Genomic DNA, 21,049 nt, shown 5'->3' with positions numbered 1-21,049 from the left:
TCGCCCGCTGACCCCGGCCAGCATCAGACGAAGGGGTCACCCGGGATCCAATCGTGGTCCGGGCTGAAGTTTCTGGCGGGCTCCCGTTCCCGGCGGGCACGGGCTAGCAGCTCCTCGTCAACGCCGTTGACTTCATCGAGTGTAGTGAAGTAGGTGACGTCGCCGCGTCGGCCGGGTTCCTTCTGGTCGTTGTATCTCACGAGTGTGGCGGGGAAGAGGATCGCCTCGTAGCCGTAGTCGGTGGCCGGCCACTCGCGGTACGCCAGCCAGCCGTTCGCCCGCGCGAGAAACTGTTGAATAGTGTCGTCGTCCAGCGGTTGCCGGAACGCGACGATGCTGCTTTTCGGCATGCCGCGATTGATTCGTTCTTGGGCAAGGTATCCCTGAACCGCTGGCGGGAGATATACCTGGTGCACGCTGCCGTCTCTCGGGCTTGGAAGTACTGTTATCTTCGCCTCGGCCAGTGACTGGATGTAAACCGGCTGGACGGGCTTGTCGTAGTTCTCCAGTAGATCGCGCTGCCGGGTTTCGCCCTGTTCACGAAACCATGAGTCGATTACGTCGTGCACTGGGGATTCCATCCTTTTCGAGCGGAGCGGGTCGGCGACGCTGACCGCCTCTACAAACGAGGCGTGATGTGAGACGGGTACGAGTACAAAGATCACCGTTTCCTAACGAACGGAGCATCCGATCTCGGCTTGGTGATCATCTGCACGTGGATCCGGCGGTGCCTCACGCATCTGCCCATCGGGCAGCGTCAGCGTCGACTGCTCCATCCACGATGCAGCCGATTGATCGACCTGGGTGATCAGGAACTAGTGTCGGCCTCTGCGGCCCACGCGTGGTCGCGGCGAGCATGCCACGCCTCGCCGATTTCGATGAACTGCTGCACCGCGGGCAGGCCGAGCGTGCCGAGCTGCGGTTCTCGTTGACTGGGCAGCCGGTCGGGCACCTCGTCGTCGGGGTGCATGATGAGGAATTCCTCGGCGCACATCCATGCCTGGGTCGTGAACCAGCGATGGTACTGCGTTGTCGGTGCCGACTCGCCGATCGTATTGGACGGTATCTGCGGGAAGATCACTAGACCGATGTTGCGGGTGAGGGGCACCGACACGGCGTCCGCGGTGAGCAGCCCGATGCCAGGGTCGTCGCTGGGCCGGGACCAAAGGCAGACCGGCTGGTCAGACGTGAATAGCCGTCGTCGCTGAAAGGTGACGAGCTGCCAGTGCGCCAACGCGTAGGCGGGCGCCACCCGGGATACGGTCTTGAGCATCATGCGGATGTGGTTGTACCGCGCAGTCGGTGGGTCGGGAAGTTCGCCGCGGACCACGACTCGATCCCAGATCTCGTCGATCCTCGCGATGTCGCTGAGGCCGAGTTGGGACGCGAGCCGTTGTTTGCCGCGAACGGCCAGGTTCGCGCGCAGCATGGTCTTTTGCAACCCGATGGAGTCGGCGCGCTTGCCTCGGCCGCGTACGTACTGCAGCACCACCCACGTCGCCACTGCGCCGCGCTGCTCGACCGATAGCTCCTGACCCCGAACCAGCAGCCGCAGCGCCTCGGATGCGGTTCGCTCGATGTCACCGATCAGCTGCTCCGCGAGGCCCTCCCTAGCCGGGTCGAGCCAGTCGACCGCGTAGAAGTTCGCTTCCACTGCGACGTTCTTGACGCTGGCGATGAATGTGCTCGGCCGATCACCAAACCGCACGACCTTGACGCGGTCGCCGCCATCAGAAAACCCACGGAGATAGAACTGCGGTACCTGGTGATGCCGTCGTGCCTTATCCTGCCCCATACTCCTCGTCACCTACCCCGAAGTCACGCTACCGGACACGGGCGCTAACGCTATCTGCCACGCGGTACTACTCCTTGGTCTACGACGACACGGGTGGACCATTCCCTCTGCAGAGGCCGGGCCGTCCGTGCTCTCGCATGTCGGCTGAGCGCATACAACACACGTAATGGCTCACCCATGCGCTGGCGATACAGCATCGGTGGCGTGTGGATACGGGCCAGCGCGGCTGGAGATCTCTGCCGGCGGAAGCCCAACGTCACGATCGATGGTCCCCTCGCGAATATGAGCGGGACCACCGATCGGACACCCCCGGTGCCTAGAGTGCGATCGCCTCTCAGGTGGGTAGGGGGGAACGCGCGGTCGGCTGACGATCGTCGGCATCGGTCGTCGGCATGGTCAGGGGGTGTGGTTCGGTGGTCAGTGCGGCGAGGGCGGCAGCGACCTCTTGGATTTCGGCGCGTACGTAGGTCATGGTGGTGCCGACATCGTTCTTTCCGGTGTGTCCGGCGTAGGCGCGGGCGACGGCGTAGCTGAAGGCGCGTTCCACCCAGGTCAGCGTGGTGTGTCGTAGCCAGTGTGTGCTCACGTGCTGTGCTGCTACCCATGGGAGATGGGTGCCGATGCGGTGCCAGAGGTGGTCGTAGCGGCGGTAGGTCAGGGGTCGACCGCCCCGGTAACGCAGGAGGCTGCCGTCGCGGTTGCTGTCGCCGCGTTCGCGGTGGTGGGCGAGCAAGTGCCGCATGAGGGTTGGTGAGACCGGTTGCCAGCGGGACGTGCCGCCTTTCTCCCGTAGGTAAATCAGGCATTGATCGGGATCGAGGTCCCGCGGCCGTAGGGCGAGGGCGCCACCGCGGCGGCAGGCGGTCTCGGTGTGCAGCCGGATCAGCAGGCTGTCCAGCTCTGGGTCGTTGCCCGTCGATCCTGCGATGTCGACGATCGCAGCCAGTTGTGTTTCTGGGATCGCCCGCCGGGTGCTGGCGAGCCGACGCGGCTTGGCTACCTTCGCGGCGGGGTTGTCGGTCTCTGCGATGAGACCGTCCATGACCGCGTGGCGGTAGATGCAGCGCATAGCGGCGATGAGGTGCTCGGCGGCGGTGCGTCCTCCGCGGGCGTTGCGGCGGACCACGACGTCCGTACGGATGGTCTCGGCGAGTCGTTTGATTTCCAAGGGAGTTGGCTCGTCGAGTCGGCGGGAGCCCCAGTGGTGGCAGATGCGTCGCCAGTAGGAGTGGTATGCCCGCTTGGTGCCGGGGGATACCGCTTCCGCTACCTGCCATACGTACTCGTTGAATGTGGGTACGACCACTGGTGGCGCCATCGGATCGGCAAGCAGCTGTTCGGGCTGAACACCGAGTTGCTGGAGCAGGTCGCGCAGTGTCTCCAGCTGAGCGTTGCGTTGGGGAATCGATCCGGTCATGGGGTCGCCCCGTCAAGGTGGGAGCGGCGATAGGCGCGCACAAGGTCATCGGCGGTGCTCATAGGTATGATCAGCAGCTCTTGCGGTCGCTGGTAGGCGGCGACCAGCACCCGGTCACGGGGTGCGATCCCGCACCGGCGTCGCAGCGGCAAGGGAATCCGCAGGAAGCCCCGGGAGTTGATTGCGGTGTTGCCGTTGAGCCGAACGTCGACTATTGGACCCGGCTCAATAGCCAGATCGATGGGCTGTCCCGGAGCCCAGCCGAGAAACGTCAGGATCGACCGGTCGGCCAGTCTCCCATCGTCGTCGACCGAGGTGACCGCGTACCGTGCTGCGACCTCGTCCACGCCCTCGCGCAGAGTTGGAAGAGGTAGTACTCCGGGGTATGTGGCGATTCCCGAGGGGAGCAGCGTGCCGGCGGACCGCTCGGCATCACGATCGTCGATCCGCATTGGACCGTCCAGGCGACTCACGTCGGCCCTCCGGTCGGGTCGGCCCGGAATACGGCGATATCGTCGTGGCTGACCGTCACTCGGGCATGGTTGTCGTACCGCCCGTCGGAGAGTGCGGGGATCTCTTCGACGGACCGTGCGATGGGTGCGTTCGTGGGCATGTCGTGGACGGCGCGGCGGCAGGCGACCAGAGTCAGGTCGGCGGCCTGGCCAGCGGAGACGACCTGTGTGGCGAGGTCGGTCATTGTGGTGTCCCGGTACCAGGGTCGCGTGACGACTGCGACGATGCCGCCTGGCGCGAGTAGCGGGACGCAGCCGGCGAGGGTGGCGGTGAGTCCGTCGAGTATCTGGATCCGTTGCGTCGCCGGGCGCGTCATGATCGGTCGTTGTCGACCGTTGACACGCATGGTTCGGGATGGTGGTGGGCTGGTCAGCACGAGGGTGACCTGGCCATGTAGCTCGTTGGGGATGCCGGCGGGGAGCCGAGTCGGGTCGGTGGCCAGGACCCGGGCATGGCCGGTGGCGCCCTGCCGGTGGGCGAAGGCGAGGTTGGCGCGGGCCAGCGCGACCCAGCCAGGGTCATCGGCGATCCCCAGGGCGTTGCGGCCCAGGTGGGTGGCCTCCACCAGGACGGTGCCGGTGCCGGCGAGCGGATCGAGCACCAGGTCGCCGGGCTGGCTGTAGTCGCGCATGAGCGTCGCGGCCAGATCGGGTGTCAGCCGGGCCGGGTGTGCGCCGCTCCCGGCGACGTAGCGGCCAGCTCGCTGGGCGCGAACACTGCGCGCGCTGAGGACGATGACCGACGAGCGTCGCTCCGCCGTCGTATTTGGCGTCGGGGTGACCTGGTGGCCAGCGTCGGCCGCGTCGCCCGTGACGTGGATCCGTCTCGCCGAATGCGCACCCGTGCCGTGCGAGACGTAGGTGGTGCGCCCGGCTTCTGTTACCGCGACCGCAGCCGCGTCTCCGGTGACGCGGGCCTGGTCACGGGTGACGCGGCTAGCCACGGTCGCCGCCGATGACGAATAGCAGCACGTGCTTGCGGATGTGCAGCTGCAGCCGGTCGACCAGCGACACCTGCGCGGTCGGAGCCAGTCGCAGGTGCCCGTGTGGGCCGGTGACTGGCTCGGTCACCGCGAGGATGTGTCGGATTAGCTCCAGGCCGCTGTCGCCAGCGGCCGAGATCAGCGCCGAGGCGTGCTGGTCGTAGCCGTCCCTGGCCGGGTTGGTGGTCAGGGCGACGCAGGTGACGCCGTCGCGGGCCAGCAGGGCGCGGCAGGCGGCGAACATGTCCCGCAGCGCGTCCAGCTCGATCTGCCTGTCCTGGTTCGGGGGCCAGGGCAAGACGACGAGGGTGATCTGCCCGGCGACGTGGTCCAGGCCGGCCAGATCCGCGGGGGTGGTCACGGTGCGGTAGTCGCAGCCGTAGGCGCCGGCCGCACCGGCAAGGGCCGGATCGTGCCCGAGGGTCACGATGGTGCCGCGGGGCCGGGCGTAGGAGGCCACGATCATTCCGGCCAGGACGGTGTCGAACCGGCCACCGTCTTCGGCCTCGCCGGTGGGGGCCGTGTGGTCTGCTTCGGCGACGTGCCACACGGTGACCGGAACCGGTCGGGTGCCGGTGTCGGCGTCGCCCGTGGCGACGAGTTCGACAAACGCGTACCCGTCGATCATCGGGCGCTGCGGCCTGCCGTCGTCGGCCCGATTGTGCTGGGGTCCGTTCGAAGAGGAAGGTGCCATGGGTGGGTGCGGCTCCCGCGCCAGGCTGGTCGTGTTCACACCCACACATGGCCCAACTGGCTCCCCGCTCGTCGCGGGTGACCGGGCACCGGCGGCCAACTGACCCAACTGGATGTACCCAACCGGGACCGTGGGCTCTCAGTTGGGTACCTCACTGACGAATCCAAGAGCTGGTTGGGTACCCAACTGGTGGCTTGGCGATGAGTTGGGTACCCAACTGGCGCTGCGGCTTCCAGTTGTGTACCCAACTGGTGCCCGAGACGGCGGTGCTCGCCCCGTGCACTGGGTCGGAATGGACGGGCGCGCCTGGACGAAACGGAGCCGCCCGGGCAGCGCGGGCGCCCCTTGGATCGGAACGGCCGGAGGTAACCGGCTGGTGAACAACGGCCGGGACGTGACGGGTCACCGGTGGCGTACCGGTCCCGACGATCGCCGGTACCGGTCCGGTACCGGTCCTGGGCCGGGACCGGCACGCCCCGGCCACCGGTACCAGAGGTCGGGGCCGGTCGCGTACTGGCGGGTTGGGCACCAGTACTGGTGATCGTCGGGACCCGGTCGGGGGTGTACCGGTCCGGTGCCCGGGACCGGTGCGCACCGCTACGACGCCCCGGTACCGGCACACGACCGTCGGGCAGTACCGGTCGCGAGCCGCGGCCGTCGGTGAACGAGACCGGCTGCCAGATGCCCGCCAATATCGGCCCGGCGGATGACGGAGTGCAACCAGTGGCTGCGTCTTGGTCCGGTGCTCTGGCCCCTTCAGGAACGGGTACGGCCGTATTGGTGGCCACGATCGGTGACCCTGGTTGGGCGGGGCTGGCGGATAAGCTTTGTATCCGGCTGGACGGGCGTTCGCGCTTTGCAGTGCCGTTCGTCAGCGCGGACGTCTTTCCCATGGCCGTGCGCGGCTTCCTTAGGCGGAGGCTGGCGGGTGCCGGCCGGATTGACTACCGCCACGAAGTGTGAGTTGAGCGGTCCGATCCAAGCGTTTGGCATTTGAGGAACAGGGGCCGTTGCTGCTGTCACGCTTTGTCATCGGTTCGGGTGGGGGAGTGACGCCGCGGGAACGATCGGCAGCGCCGGCACCGGCGGTCCGAGGCCGGTCGACCGGTTGCCGAAGGCGGTAGCGGTTCGGCCCGTACCACCGGTACCACTCTCCGTCCCGCATCGAGGACCGAACGGATCACCGTACCGGTCCGGGACCGGTGATCCGCCGGGACTGGTGCCGCCACTGCGGATACCGCTCGACCGGCACCGCCGGTTGGGGGCCGGCGCGGTACCTACCGTTCGATCCAGGACCGGTGCGGTACCGGGCCGGACCGGCACCGGTGGCGGTACCGGTCGAGGACCGGCACCGGGCGGTCGTACCGGTCGTGCGGTACCGGCGGTGGCCGGACCGGCTGACTGGTGTGCTGACGGTGGATGGTCCCGAGCTGACGGGTGGTGGCGCGATTCGTCGCCGCCGAGATGCATGGCTGAGACCTTGCGGTGGGGTTCGCGGTGTCAGTTGGGTTGGCTGGCCCCAACTGGCCCAACTGGTGGCGGTGAGCTGCGCAAACGTTGGGCGGGTCCGTTGAGGTGCGGGCGTCGCGCCGGCTTTCTCGGGCGAGGCGTTCGTTGGTCCACGCCGATGGTTGTGACCTGGGCCAACGACCCAACCGAGGGCTCATTGCGCCGGCCCTTGCGCTCCTGAGGGTCGGGGTCGTTCGGCAGCCCAACTGGTTGGGTGGGTGTGGCTTGCTGGGCGGGTCCTGGCGTGCCGTCGGACTTTCCGGGGGAACGCGCGCCGACCCTGATCCCTCAAGGAGCATGATCGTGACGACTGTGGTTGACGACCGCGCTGTGGGGCGTATGCCGTGGCCAACAACGGCGTTGGCCGCCGCGGAGCGCGCGTTCCAGTTGTTGGCCTGCGAGCCCCGGCCATTGGCCCTGGATTGCCGGGGTCTGCCCCATCTCCCGCAGCGCGAGGTACCGCTGGGGAAGCTGCGCGACCTGATGGTGTGCGACGAGACCAGCCCGCAGGCTCGGGACGCGGTGTGGCGGCGGCTGGTGCCGCTGGCCCGTAGCGGTGATCCGGAGTGGCGGGTCGCCGTGGTCGGTATGGCGCTGCCGGGCCTGCGGCGGATGGCCGGCCTGTTGGCCCGCGGATGGCACGGCGACTCTTGCGACCGCGACTCGGAAATGATCTCCGGGTTCCTGGACAGGTTGGCCGACCTCGATCTATCCCATGACCGGATCGCCGGCAAGCTCGTGGACGCCGGCGCCCGCGCGGTGAAGGACGCCATGCAGCGAGAGGCGTCGGCACCGACCATCGCGGTGCACGCCACGTGGTCGCTGCCGCCCCGGCCACCGGCTGACCATCCGGAGTGGGTGTTGGTGAGGGCGGTCGCGGCCGGTGTGCTGTCCCCGGAGGACTGGTATTTGATCAGCCGTACTCGGTTGGAAGACGAGACCGTGCAGGCGGTCGCCGGGCGGCTCGGGGTGTCCGCAGCGGTCGCTGGGGCATGGAGACGCCAGGCGGAGCAGAAGCTGGTGACCGCGATCGCTGGCGGCGAACTGGATCGGGTGTCCATCATCGAGGCCGCGGCCCGAACGACGCGCATGCGCGCGAGGCGGCGGCGCCTGGCGCTGCGTGCCATCGGGGCCACCCGGGCACGTTCTACGGCCGGCGCCCCGGCCGCTGCCTAACAGCGAACGAGTGAGCATTCCAGACGGCGGGGCGGTGATCCTCAGGGTCGCCGCCCCGCCGTTTTTCGCGTTTCTGGGGCGAAGCGGCGGGCGCTGGTTGGGCCAGTTGAGTGCTGGTTGGGTGGCTGTCTGGGTTCGGGGGCTGGGTTGGGTACCCAACTGGAGCCATGAGTGGGCAAGGAACCGCCCTCGACACCCCGGTCGCCGGGACAGGTGGAGCCAGCGGATTCCCTGCGCCACCACAGGCACCAGGCGTGGGCCCGGGGCCGGCCGGACTGGTCGTGTTCACCCCCAACCAACTCCGACGTGAAGGAGCAAGGCTCCCACGGCCCCGGGCCCCCGCCCATCCGCGTCTGTGGTGACGCCTCCCATCCCTTTTTTGATTGCCTCGCCTGGCGGGGCGGGAGGTGTTCTCACCCATGTCTCGCACTGTTGTGCGGGTGGCCACGACCGCGGTCGTGGCCACTTCGATCATCCTGCTGGCGTCCGGGTTGGCGTTCGCCGCCCCGCCGGCGCCGCCACCGGCCACCTACGACCTGCCGACGGTCATCGACCACCTGCGCTGGTGGGTGTGCGGCATCATCGGCGGCGTCGCCACCCTGTTCCTCACCGTAGGCGGGGTGCGCTATCTGATGGCCAGCGGTGACCCGTCAGAGATCGAACGCGCCAAAGGCTCGTTCAAATCCGCCGGGATCGGCTACGCCCTGGCGCTACTCGCACCGGTCCTCATGACAGCCCTGCAGAGCATCGTGCAGGTCTAACATGATCGACTATCTGTTCGGCGGGGCCGTGACATGGCTGCTGTCCCACATCGTCCCGGGATTCCAGGCGATGTGGAACCTGCTGTCGGCCACCTTGTTCACGAGCCCGGACGTCACCGGTTTGCCGCAGGTGCAGACCCTGGCCAGCAGCGCTCTGACCATCGTGGACGCCGGATTCGTGTTGGCGTTTCTGACCGCCGGCGTTCTGGTCATGACACAACACACCATCCAGACCCGGTACGGAATCAACGAGTTGGCGCCGCGGCTGGTCATCGGGTTCATCGCGGCGAACTTCGCCACGCCACTGTGCTCGCAGCTGATCCAGCTCGGCAACGCGGTGACCGTCGCGGTGACCGGTCAACAGATCGACACCAGCGGCGCGTTCAGCCAGATGCTGGACATTATCAACGGCGCGATCCTGAACCCGGCCGAGCCGCTGCTGGTGCTGGTGCTTGTGCTGATGGCCGCTGTATTGACCGGGATGCTGCTGGCGACCTGCTGTGTGCGGCTGGGGCTGCTGATCGTGCTGTGTGGCATCGCCCCGCTGGCGCTGGCCTGTCACGCCAGCCCGTTCACCGACGGCGCCGCCCGGTTGTGGTGGCGCTCGTTTCTCGGGCTGCTGGGCACGGTCACCCTGCAGGCCCTGGCCCTGCACACCACAATGATCATTTTCCTGGATCCGAAGGCGAATCTGCCCGTGCTGGGTATCCCCAACGATCCGTTCGGGGTGTTCGACTTGTTCATCGTCATCTGCCTGTTGTGGGTGACGATCAAGATTCCCGGACTGATGCGCCGCTATGTCACCAGGAGTGGTGGTGGCCGTAATCCGGCCGGGTTGCTGGTGCGGATGGTGCTCATGCAGCAGCTGACCGGGCTGCTGCGCCTGCCGTTGCGGGGCGCCGGCAGGGCGGCATCGGCGGGCCGGGCCACTGCCCGTGCCGCTGGCCTGGACGCGTCGCGCACGGCCATCCCGTACTGGAAGCCGCGGATGCCCCGGCCGACCGCGACCCGCCCCGCGCCCCGATCATCGACGGCCGCGTCCAGCGCTGCCCCCGCTGCGCCGACAGGTCCGCTCGTGCCGCCCGGGGTCAACCCCGCCACGGCGATGCCCAAGCGACGGCCGACGTGGATGGGCGGCGCACCCGCCGGTGCCACGGGCCCCGGCTCCGGCACGGGGGCGACGCGGCCGGGCGTGAATCCGGCGACCGCGATGCCCCGAACCCGGCCGGCGTGGAGGGGTGGCGCCGCACCGCCGGGGTCGCCTACACCGCGGCCGGTGGTGCCCCCGGGCACGACGCCGGGCACGGCGATGCCGAAGACCCGGCCGGCATGGCAGGCCCCGCGTCCGCGGCCAGGGACCGGCCGGTTCCCGCCACCGCCTCGACCGCGGCCGTGAACCGGCCGCATACGCATCGCCCACGCCGCCCGACCCGACGCCGCGCCCCTGGCAGGCGCGGGTCGGGCGGCGTGCGCGTCTCTTCTCTTCCCGACTCTGCACAAGGACCGCATTGTGGACAGTGATGTCGAAGTTCGCGCCCGAATCCCTGCTGATATCGAGGCGCCGGACAAGATCTTCTACCAGTTGACCGCCCGGCAGGTCGCCGTGCTCGCCGCCGCGGCGGCGGTCAGCTACCTCATCTTCAATACGACCAGCCGGCTGCTGCCGATGCCGCTGGTCCTGGCCCTGATCTGCCCGATCATCGGCGCCGGAGTGGCGGTCGCTCTGGCCCGCCGTGACGGGCTGTCGATGGATGCGTGGCTGTGGGCCGCGACCCGGTTCCGTCGCGCACCGCACCGGGCAGCCGCGGCCTCCGAACCGGTTACCCGGATCCCCGGGTGGGCGCCGTCCACCACCATGCCCGTTGAACCGGTGCCGTCGGTGTTGCGGCTGCCCGCCACGGCGATCGCGGACAACGGCGTCATCGACCTCGGCGACGGGTCGGCCACCGCGCTGGTCGCGGCGACCACCGTCAACGTGGGGCTGCGCACCGGGGCCGAGCAGGCCGCAGCGGCGAGTGCCTATGCTCGCTGGCTCAACAGCCTGACCGGGCCGGTGCAAATCGTGGTGTCCGCGCAACGCGTGGACCTGACCGGTCACGCCCAACGCATCGCCGACAATGCCGAAACCCTCCCGCACCCCGCACTGGCAGACGCCGCGCTGGATTACGCCCAGTTTCTGCTGGACATCGGCGAGCAGCGCGATCCGTTGTGGCGCACCGTCACCGTCGCCTGCACCGCCACCGGCGAGCGCGCCACCGCGGCGGAGGCGCTGCGCCGGGCCGAGCACACCGCCGGGGCGCTGTCGGCGTTGGGTTGCCAGACCCGGGTCCTGGACGGGGAGACCGCCGCGGCGGTGCTGACCGCCGCGACCGACCCCTACCAGTACGGCGACGCGAGCTGGCCGCGGGCGCTGCCGCAGCACCCAGTCAGCACCGCCATCCCGATCGAGGAGGACACCCTGTGACCCCCACGACCCGGCGATCCCCGCGAGCACGGGAGTGGCCGTGGAGCCGTAAACCCCAGCTGAACGCAGTGCGGGACGAAACGCAGGCCACGCTGGCCGCCATGGCCGGCCCGGCCACCGTGGAAGCCACGCCCAGGTTCCTGCAGGTGGGTGACGGGTACGTGGCCACGCTGATCGTCACCGGCTACCCGCCGGACGTCGGCATGGCGTGGCTGGATCCATTGCTGGCCTGGCCCGGGCGCCTCGACGTGGTGGAGCACATCGAACCGATCCCGTCGGCGATCGCCGCCCGCCGGCTACGTCAGCAACGCGCCCGCCTGGAATCCAACCGTCGGGCCGACGCCGACAAGGGCCGCTTGGCGGATCCGGTGACCGAAGCCGCCGCCGAAGACGCCGCCGACCTCGCCGACCGGGTTGCCCGCGGCGCGTCGCGGATGCATCGGGTCGGGCATTACCTGTGCGTGCATGCCCCGACCGAGGAGGACCTGGTCGAGGCGGTCGCGCAGGTCCGGGCCGTCGCCGCGTCGGTACTGCTGGACACCCAGCCGGCCACCTGGCGGCAACTGCAAGCGTGGCTGTCCACCCTGCCCGTCGGTGTCGACCTGCTGCGGATGCGGCGGGTCTTCGACTCCGACGCTCTCGCCGCCGCCTTCCCCCTCGCGTCGGCGGACCTTCCCGCGCCGCTGCCCGGGGAGTCGATGCCCGCCGGCGGCGTGCTGTACGGGTTGAACACCGCCTCCAACGGTGTGGTGTGGTGGAACCGGTGGGCCCAGGACAACCACAACTCCGTGGTCCTGGCCCGCTCCGGGGCCGGCAAGTCGTACCTGGTCAAGCTGGAGGTCCTCCGGTCGCTCTACGACGGAGTCCAGGTCGCCATCATCGATCCGGAAGACGAGTACCTGCGGCTATGTGACGCGGTCGGCGGCACCGCGATCCAGCTCGGCGCGGCCGGCATCCGGGTCAACCCCTTGGACATCCCGCCGAACGAGACACGCCCGGACGGATTGCAGCGCCGCGCGATGTTCCTACACACCCTGATCTCAGTCCTGCTGAGTGAGCAACCGCCGCCAGCCGAGCGCTCCGCGCTGGACCGGGCCATCAACGCCACCTACGCCCAGGCCGGGATCACCAACGACCCGGCCACCTGGCGGCACCCCGCGCCGCTACTCAAAGACTTGGCCGCCGTTCTGGCTGGCTCCGACCAGGACGCCGCACACACCCTCGCGGCCCGACTGTCGCCGTGGGTGGAGGGCTCCTTCAAGGACATGTTCGACGGACCCACCACCTTCCGGCCGCGGGGCCACCTCGTCGTGTGGTCGACCCGGCAGCTGCCCGACGAGCTACGCGCTCCCGGGATGCTGCTCGCGCTGGACGCGATCTGGCGCGACGTTGACGTCCCCACCGCCGGCCGCACCCACGGGGTCGGCGCCCGCCGCCTGGTCGTCGTCGACGAAGCCTGGACCCTGCTGCGCGACGGCGAAGGCGCGAAATTCCTCTACCGGCTGGCCAAGGCCGCCCGCAAGCGGCGGGCCGGGGTCGCGGTCGTCACCCAGGACGCCGCCGACCTGCTCGGCTCCGAACTCGGCCAGGCCGTCATCGCCAACTCCGCCACCCAGGTGCTCATGCGCCAGGCCCCGCAATCCATCGACCTGATCGCCGACACGTTCGCATTGACCGCGGGCGAGGCCCGCATGCTGCTTGCCGCCGGCCGCGGCGAGGCCCTGCTTCTGGCCGGAGCCCACCGGGTGGCGTTTCAGGTCGTGGCGTCGTCCCGCGAACACGAATTGGCCGCGGGCCTGGCCGACCTCCTCGACGAACCCGACCTCTAACCAACCCTCAACTACCCCAGGAGCACGATGCCCCCACACAGCCCACAACCTCAACCCGCCCCAGCTGCGACGGGTTCGCCCCGACACTCGTGGCGGCCGCCGCAGCCACCTGCCCTTCCCGGGCTGCATTATCTGACCCGCACGATGACGTGGGCCGGCCACCACCCCTGGTGGCCGGCCCTTCTGCTGTTCCTCGCCGTCACCGCGACGACGGCGGTGCGGATCGCGGTGGTCAGGGCCCGCCATCGGCGGCTGGTCGCGCATGCCCGCATGGTGCGCATCATCCCGCCGCCGGAGGTGGACCCCGCTGGCGTGACTGCCTGGTGGGCCAACCTGTTGGAACTGCTTATGCCCACGCCGTGGCGGCGGCGCCTGTATGGCATCCCGCACATCGCCCTGGAGTACCGGTGGGCGGGCCGGCAACTGACCGTCGTGGTCTGGCTGCCGGGGACTGTTTCGGCCGGCCTCGTCGCCGCGGCCGCGCGGGCGGCCTGGCCGGGCGCGGCCACCGAAGTGCTCGACGCTGATTCACCGCTGCCGGTGGACGCACTCGCCGAGGGCGGGGCGCTCGCTCCGGCGATGCCGGCCTGGTACCCCCTGAACACCGACCACGACGCTGACCCGATGCGAGCGCTGGTCGCGGCCGGCGCAGGTCTGCACGCCACCGAGGCCGCCTGCGTGCAGATCCTCGCCCGGCCGGCCACGCCCCGCCGTGTGGCGGCGGTTCGCCGCGGCGCGGTCGGTCTGCGGACCGGGATACCACCTGGTGGTGTGCTCGACCCGGTCACCTATCTGCGTGGCGCGCTCAATCTCATCACCGACCCGCTCACCTCCGCTCGAACCCCGCGCGCCACCGGGTACGGGCGACAGATCCCGACGGATCCGATCCGGGACCGAGACGCCCGCGCCGCGATCGACACCGTCATCGGCCCGCAGTGGGAGGTCGCGATCCGCTACGCCGCCGCGAACACCGGCCGCCGCCGCGACGATCCGGACCAGACCGACGCGATCCGGCGGCGACTGACCGTCCTCGCCCACGGCATCGCCTCCGCTTTCGGCATCTACACCGGCCGCAACCGGCTACGCCGCCTCACACTCCCCGCCCCGCGGCCGGTGCTGGCCGCCCGCCGGTTGCGCCGCGGGTTCCTGCTGTCGGCCGAACAACTCGCCGCGATCGCGGCGCTGCCCACCGACGTCGCCGTTGCCGGCCTGGACCGCGCCCGCGCCAAAGCCGGCCCCGCACCCGTCTCGGTACCCTCCGGCGGGCGTGGAATCCGAATCCTCGGCAAAGCCGAGGTCGGCGGCCACTCCGTCGGTGTGTCCATCGTGGACGCCCGCCAGCACTTCCATGTCCTGGGCTCCACCGGCTCGGGCAAGTCCACCCAGATGTGCCACATGGCCATCGACGACGTCAAAGCCGGCCGCGGGGTCGTGGTCATCGACCCCAAAGGCGACCTCGCCCTGGACATCCTCGACCGGCTCCCCGCTACCCTCGCCGACCGAATCGTCATCATCGACCCCGACCAGCCCGGCGGCGCCACCCTCAACCCACTGTCCGGCCTCGACGACGACCTCGTCGTCGACAACGTCGTCAGCATCTTCTCCAAAATCTTCCAACGGCACTGGGGCCCCCGCATCGACGACGTACTGCGGGTGGCCTGCCTGACCCTGATGAGGCACGCCAACGCCAACCTCACCCTGGTGCCACCGCTGCTCAACGACAAGCAGTTCCGCGCGCCGTTCACGGTCGGGCTCGACGACCCGGAAGGCTTGAAAGGGTTCTGGGAGTGGTACGAGTCCACCCCTGTCGCGCTGCGCGCCCAGGTCATCGGCCCGGTCCTAGCCCGGCTGCGCTCATTCCTGCTGCGCGACTTCGTCCGCGCCACACTCGGCGCACCCACCTCCAGCTTCGACATGGCAGGAGTCCTCGACGGCGGCATCCTGATTGCCCGCCTGCCCAAGGGCCAACTCGGTGAAGAAACCGCGAAGCTGATGGGCTCGTTCGTGTTCGCCAGCGTCTGGCAGGCAGCAACCGCGCGAGCCCGATTGACGGAGATCCAGCGACGCGACGCGGTGTGTTACATCGACGAAGCTCACAACATCCTGAATCTCGCCGGGTCGGTCACCGACATGCTCGCGGAAGCCCGCAGCTACCACCTCTCCCTCGTGCTCGCCCACCAAAACCTCAGCCAGTTGCCACGCGAGACCCAACTCTCGTTGAGCGCGAATGCCCGCAACAAGATCTTCTTCTCCTGTTCGCCGGAGGACGCCCACCAACTGGCCCGGCACACGATGCCGGAACTCGACGAACACGACGTGTCGCACCTGGACGCCTACACCGCCGCGACCCGCCTCGTGGTCAACTCGCGGGAGACCGCCGGATTCACCATGCGCACCCGGCCACCGCTGCCGATCGTCGGGGAAACCACCGCCATCCGCCAAGCCGTCGCCGGTCCGCACGACACCCCACCGTCCGCAGTACAGCAGATGGCCCGTCGCTCCGCGGGCCGCAAGGCCGGCAAGCAGGCGAGTTGTCCAGCAGCCGATGCCTGAGCCGCTGCAAAGCCCGCGGACTGATGCAACCAGGCGGCACACGGCGGACCGTGCGAGCCGTGGGCAGAGATCTTGCCCGTCGAGTAGAGCTTCCATCGCCAGCGAGGTCGGCGTCACAATCAGGTCGTGCATAAGCATTTCGTTGTGCATGCATAGGGCCGGGGTGCCTCGACAAACGATGTTGGTGAGACCAACGTTAAGCATGCCGACAACGGACGGCAGCTTAAGCAACGGCCAGACGCTACGCTAACGGGGTGTGAACGCCGCGGTGAGTGAGCGTTGGCGACTGCAAACGATTCCTGGAGGCCCAGTGGGAAAGTCGCATCTCGAGGTGGAAGTTGCTCCGCTTAGCGTGCGGTTTGATCCGGACGACGAGAGCTGGTCCCTCCAGTGCGACGATCTGCGGCGAGAGCTGATCGCCTCGGTGCCTGGCGCACGACGCGTCGACATAGCACAGGTCGGGACCAAGGGCACCGCCGAGTCCGTCATCGTCGCACTCGGCGGTGCCGGTGCAATCTCCGCGATGGTCAGCTGTTTCCAGCTGTGGCTTGACCGGGACCGGTCCCGGCAGATCAAGGTGACCTGGACCCGGAATGGCATCGAAGAGTCACTCATCGTCACCGGGGACGGCATGAGCGCGGCGGTATTGGAGAAGCTGGCGGACGCCGTGGCGCGCCGGATCGGGTCCTGACGATGGATCAGCATTACAGGGCGCTATTGATCGGGAATGCCTTCTTCCCAGCCGACCAGGCATTGCCACGGCTCGACGGTCCGCAGAACGACATACTCGCCGTGCGAGATGCCCTCCTCCATCCCGAGTACGGGATGTTCGATCCGGGGGAAGTCGCGATGCTTGCCGAGCGGACGTCACACGAGCTCGGCAGGCAACTGGAAGGGTTTTTCCGGGAGGCGGATCGCGATGATGTGCTGCTGCTCTACTACTCAGGCCACGGCAAGCTGGACGAACATGGGAATCTCTTGCTGTGTGGGCAGGACACCAGGCTCGACCGACTGATCTCCACTGCTGTTTCGTCAGATAGGCTGAACGCGATGATCGCCGTCTCTGTCGCGAGAGCGATCATCATCATCTTGGACTGTTGTTACAGCGGCGCGTTCAAGAGTGTGCCGGACATCGTTGCTCCTGTTGTGCCCTCCGATGGGCGCGGAAGGTTCGTGATGGCCGCGTGCCGGGCCCGTGAGTTGGCGGCGGATGCCATGGGTCCGCGGCACCTGAGCCCGTTTACTCACCACCTAGTGGCGGGGTTGACCGGTCAGGTCGCGAAGACCACGGAAGAAGGCTTCGTCTCGCTGGACGATCTCTATCGTTACGTGCATTCGGAGATGCGCAACACGAGAGGGCAGGTGCCAGTCCGTAGGGGCGCTTACGAGGGGACGATCCAGATTGCCCGGTCCGTGAAGCGCCGCATGCCGCTGTCGGTGGCCCCGAAGGTCATCCATATTGTCGATGTCGAGCCGGACGAAGTACTTCCCGTGGAGCGGATTCGGGTGCGCGGATTGCTTCCCGGGGACTTCTGGACGGCGACCACAGAAGTCCGATGGATCCAGATCACCCGGTTGGACGAGCAGGTCGAACTGCAACTCACCCCGCAGCCGGTCAAGAGCCGAGCCAATGTTGAGATCGTCAACAACGACACCGGTGAGTTGCGGGTAGTGCGGATTATCGTCCGGCCCACTGCGATACGCGGGCTGGAAGTCGGCTTTGACACCACGAACGAACGGCTGAGAAGCCAGGTGAAGGACCTGATCCGGCCTGTTGAAGACACGGACGCTGATGCGGCGCGTGCTCCGTTGGCAGAGCCGTCGGCTGACCGCTCGCCGGACGATGCCCGTCGTGTGATCGACCAGTTCGTCAAACGGGTACCGGGTGTCCGGCAAGCGATTCTGGTCACTGACAGCGGTCTGGCTGACGAAGCCAGAGGCCCGATGGGTCGTGACGACCTCGATCGGCTCGCTGCCGCTGTTGGCTGGCTCCGGAACGCAGGGAAGCATCTGGCCACTCTGACGACCGCTCATCTGCAGTGGGTGTTTGCAGACCTCGACGCGGGCGTGGTCACGGTTACCCCGGTGGCAGGAGGGTCGTGCGTCGGGCTGTATACGACGGCCGATGCGGATCTGGGCGTGGCCGCCTACGAAACCGCCAAGTTGGCGCACACCCTCGCGGACCACACTCGGCCGCCAACGTCAGCTGCGCGCGCGCAGAGAAGTGGCAATGCTGCAACGGTGGAGAGCAAGCTGAGCTGGGTCCTGGATGAATTGGTTAGCGAGAGTGGCGGCCGCAGTCTTGTGGGTTGCGTCGTCGCCAGCATTGATGGCATCGCCTTAGCTACCAACCACAGATTCCCCTTCGACGCCACGTTTGCCGCCGCAGTCGCCTGCAGCCTGCTCGCCAGCTGTCGTGCAGTATCCGCTCAGATGAACGCCGGCGAGGTACGTCAGGCCACGGTGGCGACTTCCAGTGGGTACTGCCTAGTGACGCCGTTCAGTGACCGAGCAGTGTTATTGCAGTTGCTCACCGACCGGGTCGATCTTGCTTCTAGTTATTTCGAGGCAATGCGCTTGGCTAAGCTTGTCGGCTACATTGCCGAAGCTGAGCTAGTGCTGAGCGATTCTGGCTTGTGAGCGGCCGCCGGTGGGCGGGTGTCCGGTGTAGCCGCCCGGACTCCTGAGTCGGCCGCAATCCCACCAGTCGAATCGTCGTCTCAAGACGGCGGGGCACCCTGGCCACGGCGGACGGTCCGTCTTGCTCGGATCCGCTCGCAAATCCCAGCTGTTTCGGCGTCCAGTAGCCCGGCTACATCGGCGCTCGCCCCTCCTGTGTCAGCTCCTTTCCCGGGCTTCGGCACGTGCGCGCTGTACACCGCACGGCCACTTCGGCCTGCGCCCGCCGTGAACCGGGCCGCGCCAACCCCTACTTGATGAAGGAATCAGTATTCACGATGGACGATCCTGAAGTACTATCCCGACCGGCCGGCCCGGCGCATCGCCGCCGCGAGGCGGACCAATGCACCGGGATCGCCGCCCGGTTCGCGGACGCGACCATGTCGACCGAGCCCGGGTTCGGGCGGCTGCTGGCGGTCGATGTGCACGGCGAGACGTGGAGTGTGATCCTGCGCCCCGACCGAGTCGTGTCGGGACGGGAGGAGCCCAATCGGACTGCCAACACAAGGCGGTTCTCCGATGGTTTCCAGGACGAGGACGGCCAGCCGCTGAGCTTCTGCCCGGACGGCGAGGACGATGTCGACTGGGCCCAACTGGTCCACGATGTGCTGACCCTCATCGACCCCCACCCGCTCGTTGGAACACGGACGTGGCCCAGGCGTCGGGGTGGGCATCGGCCCAGGCAACACCCCGGGCCGGACCCCAGGACGGTGCACAGCACCGACGCACCACCCAACCGGGCAGGTCAGGCCCCATGACCCGGCCACCCAACCGGCCCCGAAATATCCCTGTGGGGGATATTCCCCGACCGGGGGTACACGTCCCGGGCCGATCCGACACCGGTCGCCAACCTTCACCATCGGACTCCCTTCGGTCCATCTCCTTCCGACTCGAACCCCGCGACTACGCCCTTGCCCATCTCCTGCACGACCACCGCACCCTGACCACGGCGCACATCACCGCCACCCTGTTCACCTCCACCCGGACCTGCCGCAACCGCCTCGCCGCGCTGCGCGCGCTGGGGTTCATCGACTCGTTCATCCCGGTCCGGCCCGGCGGCCGGCTACCGCTGCACTGGCTGCCCGGGCCGCTGTCGGCCCGCTACGTCGCACTGGCCACCGGCGCGAAGCCACCAACGGCCAAGGCACTGCGCGAGCAGCAGGACCGCCTCGTCGCCGCGACCGCACACCTGGCCCACACCGATGCCACCAACCAGGTCTTCATCGACCTGATCGCCGCCGCCCGCACCACACCAGGTGCCCGGCTGACCCGATGGTGGCCCGCCGCCACAATCGCTTCGGCCACCGGCCGCCGCGTGCATCCGGACGGGCACGGTGTCTGGCGGCAGAACAACGTCCAGGTGGCCTGGTTCCTGGAGATGGATCTCGGCACCGAAAGCCTGCCGGTGCTGGCCGACAAACTGCCCGCGTACTGGCGCCTGCGCGAGGCCGGCGGCCCCGACTGGCCGGTGCTGATCCTGCTGCCCAGCCCGGCCCGGGAAACCCACCTGCACCAGCACCTGGCCGGGGCCGGCCGGCTCGGCGTCACGGTGGCCACGGCCACCCACGCCCAGGCCCACACCGACCCCACCGGGCCGATCTGGCGCCTGGTGGGCAACGGTCGACGCCGTCACCGTCTCGTTGAGTTGCCCGGCGACCTCGGTGCCTCCGGCCCGTTCCACCCGGGCCCGCCTGCCGCAGAGCAGGATCCGCTGTATCTGCTCGGCCCAATCACCGGCGAACGAACACGCCCCGGCCGGGACTGACCGCGCCGCAGCGCGCCACAACTCATCTGTCTGTCCGCCTCGGGCGGTGCCACCGACGGCACCGCCTGGGGCGGACTTTGTCGTCTCCACCAACCCCAAGGAGCTCATGTCCACCACATTCGTCTCATCCGAACCGCGTCGTCCGAGGCGGCTGCTGACCCAGAATCGACAGCTGCGCGCCATCGGCGTGTGGAACTGGTCGCTGCCCGCGTGGGCCGGCCGCCTGCCCGACGGGCGCACCTACAACACCTGCCCCTCGGCCGGAGTCTGCCGCCAGGTGTGCTACGCCCGCCACGGCACCTACCGGTGGCCGGCGGTCAAGGCCAAGCACCAGGCCAACCTGATGTTCGTGCTCGACGACCTGCCCGGGTGGGAAACGGCCATGCTCATCGAGCTGACCGCTGCCAAGTTCACCGGGTGCTGGATCCGTATCCACGACTCGGGTGACTTCTTCTCCGACGCGTATCTGGCCGCGTGGCTGCGCATCTGCCGTGCGCGCCCCGCCACCTTCTTCTACGCCTACACCAAAGAAGTGTCCCGGTTCCGACGCATCGTCGAGCCTGATCCGCCGGGCAACTTCCACTGGGTGTACTCCTACGGCGGCACCCAGGACGCCGCGTTGGATCCCAAGACGGACCGGGTCGCCGACGTGTTCCCCGACGAGGCCGCTATCACTGCTGCCGGCTGGTCCTCGCAGGACGCCTCTGACCTGCTCGCCGTGCTCGGCCCACCGCGGGTCGGGATCCCCGCCAACCGGATCCCGGGGTTCCAGCGCCGTCAGGCAGGCCGCCGGTTCAGCCACTGGCAGGCCGCGGACACCGCCGCCCGCGCGGCCCGCCAGGGCAGGCCGGGCGACGGCCGCCCCGCGGCCTGACCCAGGCCCTCAGTTGGGCCAGTTGGGTACCCAACTGG

At 68.6% G+C, this 21,049-nt stretch carries 17 protein-coding genes; 11 read left to right on the top strand and 6 right to left on the bottom strand.

Features of this window, described 5'->3' with window-relative positions:
• Window positions 1-23 precede the first annotated feature (23 nt).
• The 6 genes from Raf01_RS21455 to Raf01_RS21430 form a co-directional block, all read right to left on the bottom strand.
• Window positions 24-665, bottom strand: a complete 642-nt coding sequence (locus tag Raf01_RS21455) for a hypothetical protein (protein ID WP_203919737.1) — start codon at window positions 663-665, stop codon at window positions 24-26.
• A 143-nt stretch (window positions 666-808) separates the two neighbouring features.
• A complete protein-coding gene (locus Raf01_RS21450; RefSeq protein WP_203919736.1) occupies window positions 809-1,795 on the bottom strand; it encodes a DUF4238 domain-containing protein in 987 nt (328 codons plus the stop codon).
• Window positions 1,796-2,129: 334 nt separating this feature from the next.
• The gene (locus Raf01_RS21445) at window positions 2,130-3,212 is read right to left on the bottom strand and encodes a tyrosine-type recombinase/integrase (protein WP_239133785.1); all 1,083 of its coding nucleotides are present in this window, start codon (window positions 3,210-3,212) and stop codon (window positions 2,130-2,132) included.
• Window positions 3,209-3,559, bottom strand: a complete 351-nt coding sequence (locus Raf01_RS21440; protein WP_203919735.1) for a hypothetical protein — start codon at window positions 3,557-3,559, stop codon at window positions 3,209-3,211. The genes Raf01_RS21445 and Raf01_RS21440 overlap by 4 nt, the downstream gene beginning before the upstream one ends.
• 122 nt (window positions 3,560-3,681) lie before the next feature.
• Window positions 3,682-4,668: a TRM11 family SAM-dependent methyltransferase gene (locus tag Raf01_RS21435; RefSeq protein WP_203919734.1), complete on the bottom strand. Its 987-nt coding sequence runs from the start codon at window positions 4,666-4,668 to the stop codon at window positions 3,682-3,684.
• Window positions 4,661-5,401: a hypothetical protein gene (locus Raf01_RS21430; RefSeq protein ID WP_203919733.1), complete on the bottom strand. Its 741-nt coding sequence runs from the start codon at window positions 5,399-5,401 to the stop codon at window positions 4,661-4,663. Before Raf01_RS21430 ends, Raf01_RS21435 begins: the two co-directional genes overlap by 8 nt.
• Before the next feature lie 1,812 nt (window positions 5,402-7,213).
• Between Raf01_RS21430 and Raf01_RS21425 the strand changes: the two genes are divergently transcribed.
• From Raf01_RS21425 to Raf01_RS21375, 11 genes are all read left to right on the top strand, one after another.
• Entirely contained in the window at window positions 7,214-8,086 is an 873-nt protein-coding gene (locus Raf01_RS21425; protein WP_203919732.1) for a hypothetical protein, read from the top strand.
• A gap of 419 nt (window positions 8,087-8,505) precedes the next feature.
• Window positions 8,506-8,847, top strand: coding sequence for a pilin (locus tag Raf01_RS21420; RefSeq protein WP_239133784.1), 342 nt, complete (start codon window positions 8,506-8,508; stop codon window positions 8,845-8,847).
• 1 nt (window position 8,848) lies between these two features.
• Complete coding sequence (locus Raf01_RS21415; protein ID WP_203919731.1) at window positions 8,849-10,243, top strand: hypothetical protein; 1,395 nt, start codon at window positions 8,849-8,851, stop codon at window positions 10,241-10,243.
• Window positions 10,244-10,357: 114 nt separating this feature from the next.
• Window positions 10,358-11,311: a PrgI family protein gene (locus tag Raf01_RS21410; protein ID WP_203919730.1), complete on the top strand. Its 954-nt coding sequence runs from the start codon at window positions 10,358-10,360 to the stop codon at window positions 11,309-11,311.
• A gap of 101 nt (window positions 11,312-11,412) precedes the next feature.
• Window positions 11,413-13,140: a VirB4 family type IV secretion system protein gene (locus Raf01_RS21405; RefSeq protein WP_203919754.1), complete on the top strand. Its 1,728-nt coding sequence runs from the start codon at window positions 11,413-11,415 to the stop codon at window positions 13,138-13,140.
• Window positions 13,141-13,284: 144 nt separating this feature from the next.
• Complete coding sequence (locus Raf01_RS21400) at window positions 13,285-15,693, top strand: helicase HerA domain-containing protein (protein ID WP_203919729.1); 2,409 nt, start codon at window positions 13,285-13,287, stop codon at window positions 15,691-15,693.
• Window positions 15,694-15,949: 256 nt separating this feature from the next.
• The gene (locus Raf01_RS21395; protein WP_203919728.1) at window positions 15,950-16,384 is read left to right on the top strand and encodes an effector-associated constant component EACC1; all 435 of its coding nucleotides are present in this window, start codon (window positions 15,950-15,952) and stop codon (window positions 16,382-16,384) included.
• A 2-nt stretch (window positions 16,385-16,386) separates the two neighbouring features.
• Complete coding sequence (locus tag Raf01_RS21390; RefSeq protein WP_203919727.1) at window positions 16,387-18,333, top strand: caspase, EACC1-associated type; 1,947 nt, start codon at window positions 16,387-16,389, stop codon at window positions 18,331-18,333.
• A gap of 317 nt (window positions 18,334-18,650) precedes the next feature.
• On the top strand, window positions 18,651-19,130 hold the full coding sequence (locus tag Raf01_RS21385) for a hypothetical protein (RefSeq protein WP_203919726.1): 480 nt from the start codon (window positions 18,651-18,653) through the stop codon (window positions 19,128-19,130).
• Window positions 19,131-19,162: 32 nt separating this feature from the next.
• Window positions 19,163-20,137, top strand: coding sequence for a replication-relaxation family protein (locus Raf01_RS21380; protein ID WP_203919725.1), 975 nt, complete (start codon window positions 19,163-19,165; stop codon window positions 20,135-20,137).
• A gap of 106 nt (window positions 20,138-20,243) precedes the next feature.
• On the top strand, window positions 20,244-21,011 hold the full coding sequence (locus tag Raf01_RS21375; protein ID WP_203919724.1) for a GP88 family protein: 768 nt from the start codon (window positions 20,244-20,246) through the stop codon (window positions 21,009-21,011).
• Window positions 21,012-21,049 lie beyond the last annotated feature (38 nt).

It is taken from the genome of Rugosimonospora africana (assembly GCF_016862975.1).
Lineage (GTDB): Bacteria > Actinomycetota > Actinomycetes > Mycobacteriales > Micromonosporaceae > Rugosimonospora > Rugosimonospora africana.
Note: the sequence above shows the minus strand (reverse complement) of the source record. Positions and strands in the feature narration are given on the sequence as shown.

What these genes read in the sequence shown, in the direction of transcription:
- Raf01_RS21450 (WP_203919736.1), bottom strand. Translation starts at nt 1,795, where the DNA reads ATGGGGCAGGATAAGGCACGACGGCATCACCAGGTACCGCAGTTCTAT.
- Raf01_RS21445 (WP_239133785.1), bottom strand. Translation starts at nt 3,212, where the DNA reads ATGACCGGATCGATTCCCCAACGCAACGCTCAGCTGGAGACACTGCGC.
- Raf01_RS21430 (WP_203919733.1), bottom strand. Translation starts at nt 5,401, where the DNA reads ATGGCACCTTCCTCTTCGAACGGACCCCAGCACAATCGGGCCGACGAC.
- Raf01_RS21420 (WP_239133784.1), top strand. Translation starts at nt 8,506, where the DNA reads ATGTCTCGCACTGTTGTGCGGGTGGCCACGACCGCGGTCGTGGCCACT.
- Raf01_RS21415 (WP_203919731.1), top strand. Translation starts at nt 8,849, where the DNA reads ATGATCGACTATCTGTTCGGCGGGGCCGTGACATGGCTGCTGTCCCAC.
- Raf01_RS21405 (WP_203919754.1), top strand. Translation starts at nt 11,413, where the DNA reads ATGGCCGGCCCGGCCACCGTGGAAGCCACGCCCAGGTTCCTGCAGGTG.
- Raf01_RS21400 (WP_203919729.1), top strand. Translation starts at nt 13,285, where the DNA reads ATGACGTGGGCCGGCCACCACCCCTGGTGGCCGGCCCTTCTGCTGTTC.
- Raf01_RS21390 (WP_203919727.1), top strand. Translation starts at nt 16,387, where the DNA reads ATGGATCAGCATTACAGGGCGCTATTGATCGGGAATGCCTTCTTCCCA.
- Raf01_RS21385 (WP_203919726.1), top strand. Translation starts at nt 18,651, where the DNA reads ATGGACGATCCTGAAGTACTATCCCGACCGGCCGGCCCGGCGCATCGC.
- Raf01_RS21375 (WP_203919724.1), top strand. Translation starts at nt 20,244, where the DNA reads ATGTCCACCACATTCGTCTCATCCGAACCGCGTCGTCCGAGGCGGCTG.